Source organism: Prolixibacter bellariivorans ATCC BAA-1284 (assembly GCF_000621705.1).
In the GTDB taxonomy this organism is placed as follows: domain Bacteria; phylum Bacteroidota; class Bacteroidia; order Bacteroidales; family Prolixibacteraceae; genus Prolixibacter; species Prolixibacter bellariivorans.
Genome location: NZ_KK211332.1, coordinates 376,374 through 395,428, shown reverse-complemented (window position 1 = coordinate 395,428; position 19,055 = coordinate 376,374). Strand labels below are relative to the sequence as shown.

Below are 19,055 nucleotides of genomic sequence, written 5' to 3'. Positions count from 1 at the left end.
ACTGGAATCTGGTTGTCTCTTCTATTTTTAGGTGTTCTTGTTTCTTATCCCTGGTAGGCGTTGATGCCATTGGTTTCCATACCACGGTCAACTTTCTTCACCAATCCCTGGAGTACTTTTCCCGGGCCGATTTCGGTAAACGAAGTAGCTCCGTCGGCAATCATGGTTTTCACCGTTTGCGTCCAGCGTACCGGAGCCGTTAATTGTGCAACCAGGTTTTTGCGGATTTCATTCGGATCGGTAACAGCCGATGCGGTCACATTCTGGTAAACCGGGCAATTCGGTTGGTTGAATGTCGTTGCCTCAATCGCTTCAGCGAGTTCGGTGCGGGCCGGCTCCATCAACGGAGAGTGGAAAGCACCGCCAACCATCAGTTTGATAGCACGCTTGGCACCCAATTCGGTTAACTTGGCACAAGCTTTATCGATGCCTTCGTTCGAGCCGGAAATAACCAGCTGGCCGGGACAGTTGTAATTGGCCGGAACCACTACATCGTCGATGTCAGCACAAACTTTTTCCACCACATCGTCTTCCAAACCAACAATAGCCGCCATGGTTGATGGTTCCAATTCGCAGGCTTTTTGCATGGCCATCGCGCGCTTCGAAACGAGTACCAATCCATCTTCAAACGACAAAGTCCCGTTGGCAACCAGTGCGGAGAATTCGCCCAATGAGTGACCGGCAACCATGTCGGGTTTGAAATCGTCGCCCAGGGTTTTGGCCAGCAGCACAGAGTGCAGGAAGATGGCCGGTTGCGTAACTTTGGTCTGTTTGAGGTCTTCATCAGTACCTTCAAACATCAGGTCGGTAATGCGAAAACCGAGAATATCATTGGCCTTTTCGAAAAGTTCGCGGGCCAAATCCGAATTGTCGTACAGGTCTTTTCCCATTCCAACAAACTGGGCTCCCTGTCCGGGAAAAACGAATGCTTTCATGTGTTTCATTTTTGTTTTTCAATTGCCACGTGGAACGCGTCCCGAAGCTTCGGGACTTGTTTCATCTGCGCAATTTCTGGTTCTTCAATTTTCTGACAGAACACAACCCTTTTAAACATGCACTTTAGGCATTAATTGGCAGGGTGGTTACAATACAGTTTGGTAAAAATAAAATGCGTGGCAAAGATAAACATTGTGCTTTCGAAATAGAAAAACCAGACGAAAGTTCATCTGGTTTCTGGTCATGAAGCGTTAAAACAGCTCCAATTTATGAAAGATCGGAACTAATAAGTCGAATAAACTCCTCTCGGGTGGCTACCTTTTCGAATGCTCCGGTGAAGTCGGAGGTAGTTGTTACTGAGTTCTGTTTTTCAATGCCGCGCATCACCATACACATGTGAGTTGCTTCGATAACGACCGCAACTCCCAGCGGATTCAATGTGTTCTGAATACATTCTTTAATCTGAAGTGTCAGGCGTTCCTGTACCTGCAACCGGCGCGAAAAAGCTTCCACTACGCGGGCGATTTTGCTCAATCCGGTAATGTATCCATTGGGAATGTATGCCACGTGCGCTTTCCCAAAAAACGGGAGCATGTGATGTTCGCAAAGTGAATACAGTTCAATATCCTTCACAATTACCATCTGGCGATAATCTTCCTTGAATTTAGCTGAGCTTAGAATTTCTTCCGGATTCATGTTGTATCCCTGGGTCAGAAACTGCATGGCTTTGGCCACTCTTATGGGCGTTTTTTCCAAACCTTCACGACTTGGATCTTCGCCCAGCAAGCCCAAAATATCGTGGTAGTTTGTAGCCAGTTTCTCTACATTCTCGGTATTGTAGTGTTCTACTTTACTGTATCCTCCGTTGTCTAATTTATTAAGCGAAAACTTCATATAGTGTTCCTTTCGGTATTTCTGTTATTTATATTCTGTGGCGGAGATCTATAACCATCCACAGGTCTGATTGTTTGCTATTTTCCGCTTTTGCGCAATTTATGTTTATTCGATTCGGTGCAAAAGAAAGAAAAACAGGCTTCAAAAACAGTGATCCATCTCCTGATTTACAGCATCTTTAATTAAACTGAGTACAAATTAAAGACAAATTTTAACCTTTTCGGCAAAAGTGAGTAAGAATGTGTAAAAGGTAATTCTCCAAATGAATGGGATCATTACCTTTGTCGATTGATTAATTTGGCATAATCCAACGAAATAATCGGATGAAGATTCTTTTTGTAGCAGCGACTTGTTTTGAACTCAAGCTTTTCCTGGAAAATCTGGAGGAAATAGAAGGTGAAAATTCCCCGGTGTCGCATTACCGCTGGCATGATTTGGAGATAGATTTAATCGTAACCGGCGTTGGGCTCTCCTTCACGACTTATCATTTAACCCGCCTCCTCCAGAAAGAGAAATACGATTTGGTGATTAATGCCGGCATTGCCGGAAGTTTTTACGACGAACTCTCCATTGGAACGGTTGTCAATATTACCTCTGAGCAGTTTGGCGATTTGGGCATCGAAGAACCGGGCGGTTTCAAAACGTTGTTCCAGGCCGGTTTCCTGAAGGAAGATCAATTCCCGTTTCAGGGAGGAAAGCTGTTGAACCCGCATTTCAACGAAAGTATCGAACTTCCGAATGTCAACGGTTTGAGTGTGAACGTGAGTCATGGTTGCGATGAGACCATCGACAAGCTCAAGATTAATTTTGATGCCGATGTGGAGTCGATGGAAGGCGCTGCTGTTTTTTATGTTTGCCTGATGGAGGATGTTCCGTTCCTCGAGATACGAGCCATTTCCAATTTTGTCGAGTCCCGCGATACTACCAAATGGGATATCCCAACCGCTTTGGAGAATCTGACGGACGAATTGTTGAAAATTCTTCGCAACTTTGCTACCGTACCACAGATTTCATAAATCATGAACTTAACACTTGGATTTTCGACGTGTCCGAACGACACGTTTATTTTTGATGCGATGGTCCATAACCGGGTTGATACCGAAGGGTTGACTTTTGAGACGGTTATGGCGGATGTTGAGGAGTTGAACCGACTGGCGTTTGCCGGCGAAATTGATATCACCAAGTTAAGTTACGCGGCTTATGCTCAGTTGACTTCCCAATATGTTTTGCTGGATGCCGGAAGTGCGCTGGGGCGGAATAATGGCCCGTTGCTCATTAGCAAAACAAAGATTTATCCCGACGAGGTCCCCAATTTGCGCATTGCCATTCCCGGCGAACACACCACGGCCAATTTGTTGCTTAGCGTGGCCTATCCTAGCGTGAAGGAGAAAAAGGAATACCTGTTTTCGGATATCGAAGAAGTGGTCCTTTCGGGTGAAATGGATGCCGGTTTGATTATTCACGAAAACCGGTTTACCTACCAGAAGAGAGGCTTGAAGAAGATTCTCGATTTGGGTGAATATTGGGAAGAGACCACCGGCTCACCAATTCCGCTAGGGGGAATTGTGGTGAACCGCAATCTTCCACGTGAAGTGCAGGAGAAAGTCAACCGGGTGATGAAACGAAGCGTGGAATATGCTTACGAACAGCCCGACGCGTCCTATCCGTTTGTGAAACTCTATGCGCAGGAGATGGAGGAGTCGGTGATGCGGAGCCACATCGATTTGTATGTGAACGAATTTACCCGCAACCTGGGCGACGAAGGGAAACAAGCTGTGCGCACCCTGTACAGCAAAGCCGAAGATTTGGGGATTATACCTAAAATGGAGCGCTCGATATTTTTGGATTAAGATAAAAGGAAGAGGCGGAATCGGGCGGTTTCGCTTCTTTTTTTCGTTGTATCCTGCCGCTTTCCCGGCTCCGGAAGCGTGAAAACTTTAGTCGGCAAGTCAACCTACCCTTGGAAATGCTGAAGATTTTAGTCGGCAAGTTAACCTACCCTTGGAAATGCTGCCGATTTTAGTCGGCGTGTTAACCTACCCTCGGAAATGCTGCAGATTTTAGTCGGCAAGTTAACCTACCCCCGGAAATACTAAAAACTTTAGTCGGCGGCTTACCGGAGCCTACGGTAGCACGAAAACTTTAGTCGGCAGGATTCCCGTTCCGGGAAAGCGCGAAAAAACCTTGCAGATGAGATTTTTTCCGGCTGTAGTTCGCCTTTTTCTTCCCTGATTTTAGTGGTCGCGGGTGAATACTGGCTTATTGAGCTTCGATAAATCGGGATTGAAATAGTATCCATCCATATCGAATGCCTGTAAATCTTCGGCTTTGGTGATTTTATTCTGAAGGATAAAGCGGGTCATCATACCACGGGCTTTCTTCGCCCAGAAGGAAATCATTTTGTACTGACCGTTTTTCCAGTCTTTGAATTCGGGAGTAACAATATCTGCTCCCAGCTTTTTCTTATCGATTGATTTGAAATACTCATTTGATGCCAGGTTGACCAATACATTTGAACCACTTTCATCCAAATCCTTACGAATGGTTTTGGTAATGGTACCTTTCCAGAAATCGTAAAGATTCTCAAAATCATCGAAAGCGAATTTGGTCCCCATTTCCAATCGGTAGGGGCGCATCATATCCAACGGGCGCAAAACGCCGTACAGGCCTGATAAAATCCGCAGATGCTTCTGTGCGCTATTGAAATCTTTCGTTTCCAGTGTATCGGCATCCAGTCCGGTATACACATCTCCGCGAAATGCGAGAATGGCCTGCCGGGCTTCGGGAAATTCAAATTTGGGTTGCCAGAGCTGGAACCGCTCAAAGTTCAGCTGTCCCAGCTTGGGACTGATGTGCATCAGCTCGGAAACCTGGTCGGAACTGAGCTTGCGCAGATGTTGCACGAGTTCTTCCGATTGGCGGGTAAAACGCGGCTGTGTATTCTTTTTTGTCGCCAGTGGCGCCTCAAAATCAAGTGTTTTCGCGGGAGATATAACGATTAGCATAATTGACGTTTTTATTGATAAACAGACTTTTGCCCTAAAGGTTTTCGGTCTCAAGAGAGTTTCAGCTCGAAATTTTCATTCAGTTGTAGGTTGCCATCGGATTTGGAGCCATCGGGTGATTCAAAACCTTTAATTTTGCTTGTTTTCCCTTTTAGAATCAGCTGTTTCACCTGATTGTCGGTCAGGCCTTTATTCATGAAGGAAAATGGAATGCGAAGCGAGCAGTTCTGGAAATTGGTACAGCCCCAGGCCGTTTTTCCTTTCACTATGGTTCCCTGTTTGCACTTCGGGCAGGTAAGTTTCTCTTCCTCTTTTTCTTCCAGTTCGATATTGAAATCGTCGGTCAGCACGAGTTTACCATCTACTTTTTCACCGCCTTGGGTGAATCCTTTGATGACACCGGTTTTTTTCTTCTCAATCAACTGTTTGATTTGATTGTCCGTTAGTTTCTTTTCCAGAAGCTCAAACGGTAGCCGGAAATCGCATCCATCGCGGAAAGCACTGCAGCCCCAGGCCGATTTTCCTTTTAATACGGTCCCTTTTCCGCATTTGGGGCAAGTTAGCTGCACCTCTTTTTCCGCCTTTTCTTTTTTCGCGGCTTTGCCGGAAGACTTCTCCTCCTTTTCATCCTCGATGATGGTGATCTCTTTGCGTGGCGAGCGTTTTACCTGGTCGACAATCTCCGACACCATCTGTTTCATCTCTTCCATGAATTGCGAAACCTCGTAAGTGCCTTCCTCAATTAGTCGGAGCTTCTTTTCCCATTGGCCCGTTAGTTCAGCCGATTTGAGCAAATCGTTTTCGATGGAACCAATCAAATCGATGCCGGTTTTGGTGGCTAAGATGCGTTTTTTCTCTCGCATAATGTATCGGCGGCGGAACAGCGTTTCGATGATGTTGGCCCGGGTTGAGGGGCGACCGATACCATTCTCTTTCATCAACTCGCGTAGTTCGTCATCGTCGACCTGTTTGCCGGCCGTTTCCATGGCACGAAGCAGCGTCGCTTCGGAATAATAGCGCGGCGGTTGTGTCATTTTTTCCGCCAAATCCGGTTCGTGTGGACCGCTTTCGCCTTTTACGAATGCCGGCAGAATGTTCTCGTCCGCCTGCGTTTTGCCGCCGTCGCTCTGGTAAACGACCCGCCATCCGGGATGAAGGATTTGCTTTCCGGTTACTTTGAAATCTACTTCGTTGACGGTGGCGAGTACGGTGGTGTTGGCCACTTTACAATCGGGGTAAAACACGCTGATGAAGCGCCGGGCCACCAAATCGAACACCCGCTTTTCATCGGGCGTCAGGTTATAGGTGAACACGCCGGTCGGGATGATGGCATGGTGATCGGTAATCTTTTTATCGTCGAAAACCTTTTTCGATTTCCTGATTTTGTCTTTCAGCAGCGGCTCGGTCAGCTGCTCGTAAGGTTTCAGCTTCTTCAGGATACCGGGCACCTTTGGGTAGATATCATTGGGCAGAAACGTGGTGTCGACACGGGGATACGTAGTTACCTTTTTTTCGTACAGGCTTTGAATAACACGCAGCGTTTCGTCAGCCGAAAGGCCGAATTTGCGGTTGGATTCCACCTGCAGTGAAGTTAAATCGAAAAGTTTTTGCGGTTGCTCTGTTCCCTTTTTCGTTTCCACGGAAGTGATGAACAGGTCGTGTCCTTTTATCTCTTCCAGTTTCTTTTCCGCTTCCTCCTTCACGGAAAAGCGTCCGCTGGTAGCACTGAAAACCGTTTCCCGGTAGGTGGTTTTTAATTCCCAGTACGGTTCCGGTTTAAAGTTGTCGATTTCAAGCTGTCGCTGAACCACCAGGGCGAGGGTAGGCGTTTGCACCCGTCCGATGGAGAGTACCTGTTTGTTTTGCCCGTATTTCAGTGTGTAGAGCCGGGTGGCATTGAGGCCCAGCAACCAGTCTCCAATGGCACGGGCACTTCCGGCCGCATACAGCAAATCGAAGTCGGTGCCGTTGTAAAGTTTCTCGAAGCCCTCTTTGATCGCTTCTTCCGTAAGGGAAGAAATCCACAGCCGTTTGATGGGTTTTTGGCATTTCGCTTTTGTGAGTACCCAGCGTTGAATCACTTCTCCCTCCTGGCCGGCGTCACCGCAGTTGATGACCTCGTCGGCCTCATTTACCAGTTTTTCGATGGTGTTGAACTGCTTTTTCACGCCTTCGTCATCGATGAGTTTGATGCCGAATTTGCGTGGAAGCATGGGGAGCGTGCGCAGATCCCACCATTTCCATCGCGAAGTATAATCGTGCGGTTCTTTGAGCGTGCACAAATGGCCGAATGTCCAGGTTACCTGGTATCCGTTTCCTTCAAAATAGCCATCACGGCGGCTCTTGGCTCCCAGAATGTCAGCTATTTCGCGGGCAACACTTGGTTTTTCGGCTATACAGACTTTCACGCTTTCATCGATTTGTCACCAAAAATAGTGACCTCAACCTAATTCGACGACAAATCGGGGATGAAGTTTTCAACGGAATGTGTATTGTTTATTATGCATTTGATTTTTTCAAGATTTCGTTTTAGGATGTTTTGTTTAATTTAGAGCGAATGATTTAACCAAATTTAATCGTAACCAATGAGAAAATTGAGAATCGCGCTCATCTTGTTATTACTGCCGGTGTCCATTCTGGCACAAAAGAACCAAACACATTTTCTGTTTCGTGATCCGGATTTGCCCTTGGAAGAAAGGGTGAACGATCTGGTTTCCCATTTAACGCTCCAAGAGAAAATTAGTCAGCTTGTCTACCAGGCTCCGGCTATCGACCGTTTAGGAATACCTGCTTACAACTGGTGGAATGAAGCTTTGCATGGAGTGGCACGTGCCGGTTATGCTACTGTATTCCCGCAGTCGATTACCGTTGCAGGTTCGTGGGACAAAGACTTGATGTATCGCGAAGCAACAGCTATTTCGGACGAAGCCCGGGCAAAATACAACGAATGGATTCGTCGGGGAAAGCATGGCATTTACCAGGGATTAACTTTTTGGTCTCCCAATATTAATATCTTCCGCGATCCACGATGGGGAAGAGGGCATGAGACCTATGGTGAAGATCCGCACCTCACCGGGATGCTGGGGATGGAGTTTGTGGAAGGAATGCAGGGCAACGATCCGCATTACCTGAAAACAGTAGCAACAGCCAAACACTTTGCAGTTCATTCCGGACCCGAGCCGTTGCGGCACAAGTTCGAAGCGGATGTTTCCGACCGCAATCTTTATGAAACTCATCTTCCGGCTTTCCGCAAATTAGTTGTCGACGGGAAAGCGTATTCGGTGATGGGAGCTTATAACCTTTTCAGGGGATTGCCGTGCTGTGGAAGTCCTTTTTTGTTGCAGAAGATATTGAGGGACGATTGGGGATTTGATGGTTATGTGGTTTCCGATTGCTGGGCCATCAGTGACTTTTTTCAATTCCAGAATACGGCCAAAGACGCAGCCGAAGCAGCTGCTATCGCCATTAAGGCAGGCACTGATTTGAATTGCGGCGTTGCCTTTTCCCGGTTGGATACTGCCATTCAACGCGGTTTGGTGACAGAAGCTGATATCGACAAAGCGGTGAAAAGATTGTTTCTGGCCCGCTTCAAATTAGGCATGTTTGATCCGGCTAATCGGGTTCCCTATTCAAAAATACCTTACAGCGCTAATTGCTCTGACGTGAATGACCAACTGGCTCGTGAAGCGGCACAGAAAAGTATCATTCTTTTAAAGAACGAAAACCAGACTCTTCCATTAAGCAAAAAGCTGAAGACAATTGCTGTAATTGGTCCAAATGCCAACAACTGGGAAGCATTAATTGGTAATTACAATGGTATCCCGAAACATCCGGTTACGGTATTAAAGGGAATTGAAAATAAGCTGGAGCCGCAAGTGAATGTGACCTATGCCCAGGGAAGTGATTTGGCTGACGGAATTCATGACCTGACACCGGTTCCATCCATTTATTTGCAAACCGAAGACGGGCACCAGGGAATTACCGGCGAATATTTCGCGAATGCGGAATTGAAAGGCAAACCGGAGTTTACCCGTGTGGACGATCAAATCAACTTTTACTGGGGTGCAGACTCACCGTCGCCACAGTTACCTGATGATAATTTTTCGGTACGTTGGACCGGATACATTGTCCCGCCGGTAACCGGAACTTATCATCTTGGTTGTTGGGGGATGCCCACGTTGGATGTATTCTTCGAAGGAAAGAAAATATTGAGTCACAATAGTGAGCATTCTGCTTTTTATCATGAGAAGGATGTGCAGATGGAAGCCGGCAAGCGCTATAAAGTGGTGTACGAGTACAAGAACTGGTACGGCGATGGAGATGCTAAGCTGGTGTGGGCGATGCCCAATCCGAATATGCTGAAAGATGCAGTCGCTACCGCTGAAAAAGCCGATGCAGTTGTGTTGGTACTTGGGTTGTCTCAACGTCTGGAAGGAGAGGAGATGCCCATCAAAGTTGATGGATTTAAAGGCGGTGATCGCACCAACCTGTTGCTTCCCAAACCACAGCGCGATTTGATGAAAGCTATTAAAGCTACCGGCAAACCGGTTGTGTTGGTTCTGCTCAACGGAAGTGCGCTGGCCATCAATTGGGCGGCAGATAATCTGGATGCCATTGTTTCTGCAGGTTATGCAGGTCAGGAAGGCGGGAACGCTGTAGCCGATGTGCTTTTTGGTGATTACAATCCGGCCGGAAGATTACCGGTCACTTACTACAAGTCGGTTGACCAGTTGCCTCCGTTCGAAGATTACGATATGAAAGGCCGGACGTATCGGTATTTTACCGGCGAACCACTTTATCCGTTTGGATATGGATTGAGCTACACCACGTTTGGTTATTCCGATCTGCAGGTTCCCAAAACGGTTGCTTCCGGTGATTCGATTCCGGTTTCCGTGAAGGTGACCAATACCGGTAGTCGAGACGGTGATGAAGTAGTTGAGTTATATATCACCGATGAGAAAGCATCTACGCCACGTCCCATCAGGGAGCTGGAGGGATTTAACCGTATCAACCTCAAAGCGGGTGAAAGCAAAGTGGTTAATTTCAAACTTGGCCCTCGTGAACTTTCTATGATCAATAAACGAGACAATCTGGTTGTGGAACCAGGCTGGTTTACCATATCGGTAGGAGGAAAACAACCTGGCTTTTCCGGCCGAGCCGATGCCGCAACCACATCGGTGGTAACCGGACGATTTAATGTGACCGGAAAGCTGTTTGAACTGAAGAAATAAGTAAAAGTTTATCCAATAAAAACGGGGCCTTGCGCCCCGTTTTTTATACCTTTAAAAGAAAAAGAACATGGCTGAAACGGTTAACCGTGTTCCGGTAGCGGCCGGACGCTTCTATTCCGGTTCACCGAACACGCTGCAAAAAGAAGTTCACGAGTTCCTTCAAGCCGGAACTCCCTTACCCGAATCCGAGCGATTACTCGGACTGATAGTCCCACATGCCGGATATGTTTTTTCAGGTGGAACAGCCGGAAAATGCTACGCACGTATTCCGGAAGAGAACTCCATTGAGAGAGTTGTGTTGCTTGGTTCCTCACACTATGCCTCCTTTCACGGTGCTTCAGTATACAATATTGGCAATTACGAAACGCCATTGGGAGTTGTACCTGTTGACCTCGAAATAAGCGAAACTCTCATTGCCAATAATGAATTGTTCAGTTTTCATCCGGCAGCACATACCGAGGAACACAGCCTCGAAGTTCAATTGCCCTTTTTACAAGAAAGATTAAAATCCGATTTCCGGATTATTCCCATTTTACTGGGACATGTTCATCCGAAAGAGTGTAAACTGATTGCTGATGAGCTGGTTTCGCTGGCAAATGAGCAGACACTTTTTGTTATCAGTACCGACCTGTCACATTACCCCGGTTATGAAGATGCCCAATCAGCTGATGCGGAAACCATAGATGGCATCACTTCCGGCGAACCGGAAAGATTTCTTGATGGACTCGATAGAAACAATGAAAAAAATATTTCAAACCTGCATACTTCCTGTTGCGGCTGGACTTCTGTCCTTACATTTTTATACTTAAAAAAAACGTTGGGAGATATCGTTATCCGGAAAGTGGATTATTCCAATTCCGGTGATTCTGTTTATGGTGATCATGAACGGGTTGTTGGCTATGGCGGACTTGAGGCCGTTATTCCTGATGCAAAAATCGTTTACCTGAATGAAGAGGAAAAAGCACAGTTGAAAAAGCTGGCCGAAGAAGCCATCTGGCAATTTTTTGAACGGGGAGGCCGCGATGATATCGATCCGGAATTTCTACCTCCGGCATTACTCGAAAGATACGGAGCATTTGTTACGGTTTATGTGAGAGAGAAGTTAAGAGGTTGTCTTGGCCATTTCGATGAGAAAGAACCTTTGTATGAACGGGTCCGCGATTTAGCCATTTCATCGGGCACACGTGATGCTCGTTTTGAACCACTAAGTCTGGATGAATTGCAGGAGATGCGTATTGAAATTTCTGTTTTAACGCCACTAAAGCGAATTCACGATCCGTCTGAAATTATCTTGGGCAAGCATGGAATTTACATTCGGAACGGTTTAAATACAGGTACGTTTCTGCCCCGGGTGGCTACTGACCACCACTGGACTGTTGAAGAGTTTCTAGGATATTGTTCTAAGAATAAGGCTCATCTGGGCTGGGATGGTTGGCGTTCATCCGAACTGTTTATTTTTGAATCTATCGTGATTGATTAATTCTTTCCACATAAGTGTAATCCGGCGCAATAATTGATTAGTTAACGTCGTTTTAATATATACTTAATATAATTATGAAAAATATTTAGCAGTTTTGACATTGTGTAAAAGTGCAAATCACAAAAACGAGAGATTTATGGGAAGAAAAGAGTATTTTGAAAGTTTGGAAGATTTGCGTTTGCTCAGAGAATCACTTTTAAGTAAAGAAAATGATGATCCTCTTTTCAGAAAACAATCGAAGGACGATATGATGCGCGAAATTGATAAGCGCTTTCATCAGTTGAAAGAAGTTGTGGAAAGAGATTAAGAGAAACGTAAGTTGACACTGTCCCGATAAGGGACATTTTTTTTGTCCATACTTTTTTGAAAGAGTCCCTCCCCAATTATTTCTCCAAGGTGTTAACAAAGCTTTTCTACTGTTTTCAACGCCGATAAAATTCTTAATTTTGCTCACGTTCGTAAATGAAAAAGCTGAAGGAATTATATCGCCGGAATATTTATGGAGTAATTGGCACACTTGCCTTTCACCTCATCCTTCTGTCCATTTTTTTGCTGGCGGAACTGAAAACGTCCAAACAACCCAAAGACGAAGGCATTATTCTCGATTTTACCGAACAACCGGCACCCAAATTGCCTGAACCGGAAATTAAGAAAGAAAAAGCAACAGCTGCATCTTCATCTGAATCTGTCGATCGGGGGTCCAACCGGGCGGTTAACGATGCTTCCAAAGAGAAACCAAGCAAGGATAAGTTCTTCGATAAATCATACAAGGAAGAGATTGAAAAAGCTAAAGCGTTGGTCAATGATGTAAACAAAACGCTTTCGCAGAAGATACCGGAGATTGGCGATATTAAAATGCCGGAGGAGACCACTGAGGGCATGAAACGGGAGGATATTAAGAATACCATTTACAAGGGGAAAAGCAATATTCACTACTCGCTTGAAAACCGGTATCATGTTCGGTTGCCCATCCCAATTTACTTAACACAAGGGGGTGGGGAAGTAATCGTTGATATCATCGTTGATCGGAATGGCCGTGTGTTGAGTGCAGACCCTCGTCCCAATCCGAATATTACCGATCCCATGTTGTTGGCTTACGCGAAGAAGGCGGCCTTGAATACGGAGTTCAACGTCGATCCAAAAGCACCAGAAAAACAAAGGGGAACGATAACATATAATTTCGTTCCCCAATAGCCTATGGCTTATTCAGTCGTTTTATGATATAAACTGGCTGAAGTTTTTCATGAATTGAACTCTTTCCCAGGCAGCGGGATTTCCGGCAGATGAATGCTTCAACAGACCCGAAAAGTCGTCAATGGATTCAAAGTCCTTGTCTGTCATCCATTTTTTCATGTCCTCCAACAACGTCTTGATATACCTGGGACCGTGTTTATAAATGACGGAGGCAATCTCAACGGCTTTAGCGCCTGCCAGCAATTGTTTCACAACGGCGTCGCCTGTGTGAATACCGGTTGAGGCAGCCAGGTCACACTTCACTTTTCCCGACATCAGTGACACCCACCGAAGAGTTTGGCTGAAATCACCCGGCGAGGAAAGAATCGGTCCCGAGGTAACCAACAGATTTTCCGTGTCTATATCAGGCATCCACGATCGGTTGAAAAGAACAATTCCCTGCACTCCGGCCTCTGATATCCGGGAGATGTAAGAGGCCAGGTTGGAACAGTAATATCCTATTTTCAGGGAAACCGGAAGAGAAACAATTTCTTTTACCTGATGAATAATCGCATCAGTAATGACCAGGTTGTCCAGTTGTTCCCGGTCGTCATCCGACGGAAGGAAGAATAGATTTAATTCGAGGCCATCGGCACCGGCTTCCTGGATTTCCTTTGCCAGGTACATCCATTTTTGGCTCGAGACACAATTAATGGAGGCAATGACCGGAATCTGAACCGCTTCTTTCGCCTCTTTAATGAGTCGAATATATTTCCGAACGGAATCTTCGTACAGCTCCTCTTCGGTAAAATCAAGCGTTTCAGGAAAAAGGAAAGGCCGGCCGGTCATTCGGTGCTCGGTTTCCTTCATTTCTAGAATAATTTCCTCTTCGAATAGTGATTTTAAAACAACGGCAGCCGCTCCGTTGGCTTCCAGTTCTTTTATTTTTTCAACTGAATCGGTAAGCCCTGAGCTGGCAATTATAATGGGATTCTTCAGAGAAAGTCCCATGTACTTCGTCGATAGATCTGGCATAATGATAGCTTTGCTGGTTATTGTACTTCGCTTAAGATACAAAGTTTAACCACAAAAAACCATTATTCGATTGAAAACCTATTTCGAGAGTTTCAGCAGAAAATTCAAGCTACGTTGGTTGAATTCGTCGGCTTGTTCGATGTTACAAACATGGCCGCACTTCGGGAGAATATCAAGATTGGTGAATGGAAATTTTTTCCAGTAATCGATGGATTCATCCAGAAAATTAAAATCCTGACTTCCCATAATCATCAGCATGGGCGATTTAAATGGCTTGTTAAAATAGCTATCCAGATTTTTCTTCAAATCGGTCAACAGTCCCAGCCATACTTTAAAAGCTTCCGATTTAATTTGTGCTGCTTCTCTTACGAAAAGCCGGCGGGCTACTTTGTGATTCCGATAGGGCATCAATATCCAGGCAACCAATTGATATAATTTGTGATAGGGGATAAAGCTTGAGAGGAAAACGCCGGTTTTAAATAGCAAGTGTGTCCGACGGTTTAATTTCATCACGCCACCACCAATAATGACAGACGAAACCACTTCCGGAGCAATGTCTTCAATAATCCGAATAACGATAGACCCCATCGATATTCCAATAAAGTGAGCTTGTTTGATGCCCTTTTCACGCATAAGCGTAAGAACATCACGAGCGACCATACGGAATGAATATTCATCTTCAGGTTTGGTCAATTCTTTCGAATTACCATGGTCCCGCAAGTCGGGCAGGAGTAGGTTAAAATGCCTGCGAAAGGCAGCAATCTGGCGGCCAAATGTTTTGGAACTTCCTCCGGCACCATGAATGAATACAATCCATTCTTTGTGTTGCGGTTGTGTGTACTCCTGAAAGCTTAATATTTCCATCGATGAATTTTCTATAGGGGGGCAAAGTATAAAAACCCGTTCGAATGACAAAACCGATTCGAACGGGTTATACGTTTATTCTATTTTTTAACAGTTAGAACGACCTAAAAATTGTAGGTGAGCCCGATACCGAGGAACTGTTTTAACTGAACCCTGGGGCCATGTTCCACTCCATTGGAATCGACATATTTGATGTTGTCGTCATATTTTAATGTGGTTCCAAAATTGGCTGTCAGGAATTTATTGATTTTCATATTAAAACGGATATCCCAATTCACGTCAATGTTTTGTGGTTTATCCAAATAATTGGAAAAGAGGTCGAGTTTAGTTTCCAAATCAACATTCTTCAATAAATCGGTCTGGATGTAGGAGAATTTGGCATAGGCACCCAATTCGGCCCTGAATTTGTCACCCGGATTGACGCCAAATGCACCGGCTGTTGACAACGAATCATCCAGTAGAAAAGTGAATTTTGTACTGATCGGTGAAATAAAGGCCGAAATACTCTTGTTGGGCTTGTAATCAAAACCCAGTGCGAAGTTCATGTAACCCGGCGCCATAAAGTTGGAGATGTATGTTTCCGTGTTCGGATAATTGTACCCTTTGGCTAACTGGGTTCTGAAATCATACAGACCTGTCAGGTACCATTTGCCATCGATTTTATAACCATACTTGGAAGAAAAGCTTAATTTATCGACGCTTTTTCGCAGGCTCTCGTTGTTGTTTTTAACAAAGCCGTACTGCATATTAAAGGAATTATCCCAGGCATGATTGTTCTTTTTTTTATTGGCATTGATGTTAAAAAGAAAGGTACCTGACATGGAACCATCTCCGCCTTCTGCCCAATTGGTCAGCGTAACCTGTGAAAAATTGAGAGAACCGTTTCCGTTGATGGTCCAGTATTTTGTTGTATCGGCCGGCGTTTGTGCTTGAAGCGCAAGCGTTCCCGTTAAAATGACAATGAGGAAAGATAATTTTTTTAGCATGTTGTCAATGTTCGTTTGGTTAGCCATTATTTTTCGTTGAAAAGGTGTACATCCCTTTGTGGAAATGGAATGGAAATACCTTCTGCATCAAATGATTTTTTAACTTTTTCGGTTAAATCAAAATATACTCCCCAGTAATTTGCAGCTTCGACCCAGGGTCTGACGACAAAATTAACGGAGCTATCACCCAATTCATGTACTGCAACAAAAGGAGCCGGCTCTTTCAGTACCCGTTCGTCCTCGTTAAGAAGTCGGTTCAGAATATCGCGGGCTTTATCAATGTCGTCCGAATAACCAATTCCGAATGTCATATCGACACGGCGTGTTGGCAAAGCTGAATAATTGGTCATGCTGCCGGTTGCCAGACCTCCGTTGGGAATAATCACCTGTTTGTTATCAGGAGTGTTCAGAATTGTATTGAATATCTGGATCTCTTTTACCGTTCCCATATGCCCCTGGGCCTCGATGAAGTCGCCAACTTTAAATGGTTTAAACAGGAGGATGATGACGCTACCGGCAAAGTTTTGCAATGTTCCCGACAGGGCCAACCCAACGGCAAGACCTGCAGCAGCCAAAATGGCAACAAAGGAAGCCATCTGAATACCCAGCATACTGGCAACGGTGATAACAAGAAGAACTTTTAAGGAAACATCGAGTAAGCTGATTAGAAAGGATGACAGAGAAGGATCAAACTCTCTCTTCGTCATGGCTTTTCGTATCAACTTGCCTAATCTTTTGATGATCCAAAGTCCGATAATCAGAATAATAACAGCATAAAGGAGTCTAAGTCCCCATGATTGGATAAGCACCCATGCTGCAGAGGCGTAGTTGTTCAGGTTCTCCATTTTTTTTGTCTTTTAGTTGTGTTAATAAAGTTCGAATGGCTCGATGTGAAATTGTTCTATTTGCATAGAATAAATCTAAATAAAATAATGGAATACATTATACAATATATGAATGAACTTTGGCAATTACTCAACGAAATGGCCATTTATCTGCTCATTGGGTTTCTTTTTGCCGGCATTCTTCATGTTTTTATTCCCAAGGAACGCGTTAGCCGATATCTTGGGAAAAAGAATGCGCTATCGGTAATGAATGCCACCTTGTTGGGAATTCCTTTGCCGCTTTGTTCCTGTGGTGTGATTCCTGCCGGAATTTCATTTTACCGAAACGGTGCCTCCAAGGGGGCAACCACGTCATTTCTTATTTCGACACCTCAAACGGGGGTTGATTCGATGTTGGTTACTTATTCTTTGTTAGGATTACCGATGGCACTTATCCGTCCGGTAATCGCATTTATTACCGGAATCGCAGGTGGCATTATCACAAACAAAATTGATAACGAACAACCTAACCGGTTGGTTCAGGCGGAGAAAAAGAAAAGTGAAAAGAAATCGATTGGAAAACGGGTTGTAGAGGCTTTTCAGTATGGCTTTATTGAGTTTATGCAGGATATTGCTAAATGGCTTGTAATTGGTTTATTGATAGCGGCCTTACTGGCTGTTTTAATACCGGATAGTTTTTTCACGACATACATTCAGCATGGTTGGATAAATATGCTCATTGTATTGGCAGCATCAGTTCCGTTGTATGTTTGTGCTACAGGGTCGGTGCCAATTGCCGCAGTTTTAATGATGAAAGGATTGTCTCCGGGAGCTGCTTTGGTTTTTCTCATGGCGGGTCCGGCAACCAACGCGGCAACGCTGGCAGTGCTTGGAAAGACCATCGGTAAAAAAGCAACAATAGCTTATTTGTTGACCATTACGCTCGGAGCTTTATTGGGAGGTTGGGTTATTGATCAGTTTCTTCCTGCTGAATGGTTCTCGTTAGCAGGAGTCAATGCCGTTAGCGAACATTTTATTCCGGGAAACTGGCAGGCGGTTGCCTCTGTTTTGCTTATCCTTTTATTGGTATTGAATATGGCGATAAAGTGGAACAAATCCCGAAAAGAGAAGTCTCGTGAGTTAGAAGGTGATGCGTCGCAACAAATAAAAACGTTTGTGGTAGAGGGGATGACTTGTGTGAATTGTAAAGCACATGTGGAAGAAGGCATTAGAGGTCTGGACGGGATTACCGATGTAAAAGCGGATCTGGACACCGGCGAAGTGCGCATTTTGGGCGATACTTTTGATGTGGAGAACATTCAGCTTTCTGTCGAAAAAGGAGGGTATGTGTTCAAAGGAGAGAAAAATTGAAAACATCGCATATTCGTTAATGTAGAGAGGAACCGACAACAATGACGGTTCCTCTTTTTTTGGATCGAATTTTTCAATCATTTTCCCACCTTTATTCTTTCACTGTTTTCAGCATATCGGCATATCCCGACATTTCACAATAGTTGTCAAGTAAATCGTCTGATTCAAAGCCTCCTAAAGCTTTAATGCGGTTCCAGTCGCGGCAGGCACCTTCTTTGTCACCCACTTCGTAACGGCTCAGTCCGCGTGCGAGTAAGAGACATTTTTCGTTAGGCAACAATACGATTCCACGATCGAAGTGCCGGATAGCACGCTGTGGATTTCTTTTCAGCAGGAGTTGTTTGTTTCCTTTGATGAAATAATGAGTAGCCTGCGTCTGAAGATTGGATGATTCTGTAAGTTTAAAGGTTACTGAAAATTCCTTGTCCATGGCGACAGCTTCCTTGTTGTTACATCCAGGTTTCCACATTCCGCTGGTTGTTTGCAGAACGCGAATAACTTCATCATCCATAGCAGAAGAAACACTGTTGATAACGACAAAATCACTTAATGTTCCATCGGGTTGAACAGTAAATTGAATAACTTCTTTTCCTTCCCGAAACGACTGGGCATCATCTTCCGGGTATACCAATCGTGTAGCAACGTAGTCGTTAAGCGACTGTAGTTCAACATTGGCATCGTTTACCAGAATGACGGCACCTTTAAATCCGGCAAATTCGGGAGGTGATACCCGAACTTCCTCGATGTTTTCCTGACTGAATGCAACTGTGGAAAGAAATAATCCTGCGAATAGTAAGAAGAGTTTTGTTTTCATGGCTTCTTGTTTTTAAATTAGACATAATACTGTTTGATGCGTAAATATTTCGTTAACTGGACAAGCCAGTTATTTGGACTAGCTTTTTGTAACAGTATTAATGCTTAACAATCCTCTTCGATTCCACCTAACAAATAACAATGACGATGCCACGGTTTGTAAGGAAAAGAAATACAAGTTTTTAACAGTTTTTGTAGGGACGAATGACCAGGGCATACTGTCCGCATTTGAATGAGTCTGTGAACGATTGCGAACAAACGACTACACTATGGTAAATAGTTTGAGTCAATTATTAGTAGAAAATGACTGGAAATTGGACTGGGTTTTATTCAGCTGCCATAATTTCATTGTTGTTAATGGTTTAGGTGTCAAAAATTCCTGAAAAACAACTTATTACAGACAAATTGTCTGTCGTTGGATTTTGGCAATGAGTTTGATAATC

At 44.6% G+C, this 19,055-nt stretch carries 16 protein-coding genes; 7 read left to right on the top strand and 9 right to left on the bottom strand.

Going from position 1 to position 19,055, the window contains the following annotated elements; all coding sequences use genetic code 11:
- Nucleotides 1-44: 44 nt before the first annotated feature.
- Both fabD and folE read right to left on the bottom strand, forming a co-directional pair.
- Nucleotides 45-935 carry an ACP S-malonyltransferase gene (gene fabD, locus T426_RS0120920; protein ID WP_025863733.1) on the bottom strand — a complete coding sequence of 297 codons (891 nt, stop codon included), beginning with the start codon at nucleotides 933-935 and terminating at the stop codon, nucleotides 45-47.
- 268 nt (nucleotides 936-1,203) lie between these two features.
- Nucleotides 1,204-1,830: a GTP cyclohydrolase I FolE gene (gene folE / locus T426_RS0120910; protein WP_025863734.1), complete on the bottom strand. Its 627-nt coding sequence runs from the start codon at nucleotides 1,828-1,830 to the stop codon at nucleotides 1,204-1,206.
- A gap of 323 nt (nucleotides 1,831-2,153) precedes the next feature.
- On the opposite strand from folE, the gene mqnB reads away from it, so the two are divergent.
- Entirely contained in the window at nucleotides 2,154-2,846 is a 693-nt protein-coding gene (gene mqnB / locus T426_RS24645) for a futalosine hydrolase (RefSeq protein WP_025863735.1), read from the top strand.
- Nucleotides 2,847-2,849: 3 nt separating this feature from the next.
- Nucleotides 2,850-3,680 carry a 1,4-dihydroxy-6-naphtoate synthase gene (locus tag T426_RS0120900; RefSeq protein WP_025863736.1) on the top strand — a complete coding sequence of 277 codons (831 nt, stop codon included), beginning with the start codon at nucleotides 2,850-2,852 and terminating at the stop codon, nucleotides 3,678-3,680.
- 384 nt (nucleotides 3,681-4,064) lie between these two features.
- Here T426_RS0120900 and yaaA read toward each other — a convergent pair whose 3' ends face one another.
- Both yaaA and T426_RS0120890 read right to left on the bottom strand, forming a co-directional pair.
- Nucleotides 4,065-4,835 (bottom strand): peroxide stress protein YaaA, encoded by a 771-nt coding sequence (gene yaaA / locus T426_RS0120895; RefSeq protein ID WP_025863737.1) that lies wholly within the window; start codon nucleotides 4,833-4,835, stop codon nucleotides 4,065-4,067.
- A gap of 50 nt (nucleotides 4,836-4,885) precedes the next feature.
- Nucleotides 4,886-7,243 carry a type IA DNA topoisomerase gene (locus T426_RS0120890; protein ID WP_027586242.1) on the bottom strand — a complete coding sequence of 786 codons (2,358 nt, stop codon included), beginning with the start codon at nucleotides 7,241-7,243 and terminating at the stop codon, nucleotides 4,886-4,888.
- Nucleotides 7,244-7,420: 177 nt separating this feature from the next.
- On the opposite strand from T426_RS0120890, the gene T426_RS0120885 reads away from it, so the two are divergent.
- The 4 genes from T426_RS0120885 (at nucleotide 7,421) to T426_RS25435 (ending at nucleotide 12,740) form a co-directional block, all read left to right on the top strand.
- A complete protein-coding gene (locus T426_RS0120885) occupies nucleotides 7,421-10,066 on the top strand; it encodes a glycoside hydrolase family 3 C-terminal domain-containing protein (protein WP_025863738.1) in 2,646 nt (881 codons plus the stop codon).
- 67 nt (nucleotides 10,067-10,133) lie between these two features.
- Nucleotides 10,134-11,546: an AmmeMemoRadiSam system protein B gene (gene amrB / locus T426_RS0120880; protein ID WP_027586241.1), complete on the top strand. Its 1,413-nt coding sequence runs from the start codon at nucleotides 10,134-10,136 to the stop codon at nucleotides 11,544-11,546.
- Between the two features lie 136 nt (nucleotides 11,547-11,682).
- Nucleotides 11,683-11,853, top strand: a complete 171-nt coding sequence (locus T426_RS25885; RefSeq protein ID WP_153637561.1) for a hypothetical protein — start codon at nucleotides 11,683-11,685, stop codon at nucleotides 11,851-11,853.
- Nucleotides 11,854-12,008: 155 nt separating this feature from the next.
- Nucleotides 12,009-12,740 (top strand): hypothetical protein, encoded by a 732-nt coding sequence (locus T426_RS25435; RefSeq protein WP_025863739.1) that lies wholly within the window; start codon nucleotides 12,009-12,011, stop codon nucleotides 12,738-12,740.
- 21 nt (nucleotides 12,741-12,761) lie between these two features.
- Here the strand turns inward: T426_RS25435 and T426_RS0120865 are convergent, their stop codons facing one another.
- The 4 genes from T426_RS0120865 to T426_RS0120850 all read right to left on the bottom strand — a co-directional run bounded on the left by T426_RS0120865 (nucleotide 12,762) and on the right by T426_RS0120850 (nucleotide 16,449).
- Nucleotides 12,762-13,754, bottom strand: coding sequence for a dihydroorotate dehydrogenase-like protein (locus T426_RS0120865; protein ID WP_025863740.1), 993 nt, complete (start codon nucleotides 13,752-13,754; stop codon nucleotides 12,762-12,764).
- Between the two features lie 78 nt (nucleotides 13,755-13,832).
- The gene (locus T426_RS0120860; RefSeq protein ID WP_036984301.1) at nucleotides 13,833-14,618 is read right to left on the bottom strand and encodes an alpha/beta fold hydrolase; all 786 of its coding nucleotides are present in this window, start codon (nucleotides 14,616-14,618) and stop codon (nucleotides 13,833-13,835) included.
- A 104-nt stretch (nucleotides 14,619-14,722) separates the two neighbouring features.
- Entirely contained in the window at nucleotides 14,723-15,604 is an 882-nt protein-coding gene (locus T426_RS0120855) for a DUF3078 domain-containing protein (protein WP_025863742.1), read from the bottom strand.
- A 26-nt stretch (nucleotides 15,605-15,630) separates the two neighbouring features.
- Nucleotides 15,631-16,449, bottom strand: a complete 819-nt coding sequence (locus tag T426_RS0120850; RefSeq protein ID WP_025863743.1) for a mechanosensitive ion channel family protein — start codon at nucleotides 16,447-16,449, stop codon at nucleotides 15,631-15,633.
- Nucleotides 16,450-16,536: 87 nt separating this feature from the next.
- Between T426_RS0120850 and T426_RS0120845 the strand changes: the two genes are divergently transcribed.
- A complete protein-coding gene (locus T426_RS0120845) occupies nucleotides 16,537-17,799 on the top strand; it encodes an SO_0444 family Cu/Zn efflux transporter (protein ID WP_051538627.1) in 1,263 nt (420 codons plus the stop codon).
- A 91-nt stretch (nucleotides 17,800-17,890) separates the two neighbouring features.
- On the opposite strand, the gene T426_RS0120840 is transcribed toward T426_RS0120845, so the two are convergent.
- The gene (locus tag T426_RS0120840) at nucleotides 17,891-18,613 is read right to left on the bottom strand and encodes an energy transducer TonB (RefSeq protein WP_025863745.1); all 723 of its coding nucleotides are present in this window, start codon (nucleotides 18,611-18,613) and stop codon (nucleotides 17,891-17,893) included.
- Between the last annotated feature and the right edge of the window lie 442 nt (nucleotides 18,614-19,055).

What these genes read in the sequence shown, in the direction of transcription:
- T426_RS0120885 (WP_025863738.1), top strand. Translation starts at nt 7,421, where the DNA reads ATGAGAAAATTGAGAATCGCGCTCATCTTGTTATTACTGCCGGTGTCC.
- yaaA (WP_025863737.1), bottom strand. Translation starts at nt 4,835, where the DNA reads ATGCTAATCGTTATATCTCCCGCGAAAACACTTGATTTTGAGGCGCCA.
- amrB (WP_027586241.1), top strand. Translation starts at nt 10,134, where the DNA reads ATGGCTGAAACGGTTAACCGTGTTCCGGTAGCGGCCGGACGCTTCTAT.
- T426_RS25435 (WP_025863739.1), top strand. Translation starts at nt 12,009, where the DNA reads ATGAAAAAGCTGAAGGAATTATATCGCCGGAATATTTATGGAGTAATT.
- T426_RS0120850 (WP_025863743.1), bottom strand. Translation starts at nt 16,449, where the DNA reads ATGGAGAACCTGAACAACTACGCCTCTGCAGCATGGGTGCTTATCCAA.
- fabD (WP_025863733.1), bottom strand. Translation starts at nt 935, where the DNA reads ATGAAAGCATTCGTTTTTCCCGGACAGGGAGCCCAGTTTGTTGGAATG.
- T426_RS25885 (WP_153637561.1), top strand. Translation starts at nt 11,683, where the DNA reads ATGGGAAGAAAAGAGTATTTTGAAAGTTTGGAAGATTTGCGTTTGCTC.
- T426_RS0120865 (WP_025863740.1), bottom strand. Translation starts at nt 13,754, where the DNA reads ATGCCAGATCTATCGACGAAGTACATGGGACTTTCTCTGAAGAATCCC.
- T426_RS0120845 (WP_051538627.1), top strand. Translation starts at nt 16,537, where the DNA reads ATGGAATACATTATACAATATATGAATGAACTTTGGCAATTACTCAAC.
- T426_RS0120855 (WP_025863742.1), bottom strand. Translation starts at nt 15,604, where the DNA reads ATGCTAAAAAAATTATCTTTCCTCATTGTCATTTTAACGGGAACGCTT.
- mqnB (WP_025863735.1), top strand. Translation starts at nt 2,154, where the DNA reads ATGAAGATTCTTTTTGTAGCAGCGACTTGTTTTGAACTCAAGCTTTTC.
- T426_RS0120900 (WP_025863736.1), top strand. Translation starts at nt 2,850, where the DNA reads ATGAACTTAACACTTGGATTTTCGACGTGTCCGAACGACACGTTTATT.
- T426_RS0120860 (WP_036984301.1), bottom strand. Translation starts at nt 14,618, where the DNA reads ATGGAAATATTAAGCTTTCAGGAGTACACACAACCGCAACACAAAGAA.
- T426_RS0120840 (WP_025863745.1), bottom strand. Translation starts at nt 18,613, where the DNA reads ATGAAAACAAAACTCTTCTTACTATTCGCAGGATTATTTCTTTCCACA.
- folE (WP_025863734.1), bottom strand. Translation starts at nt 1,830, where the DNA reads ATGAAGTTTTCGCTTAATAAATTAGACAACGGAGGATACAGTAAAGTA.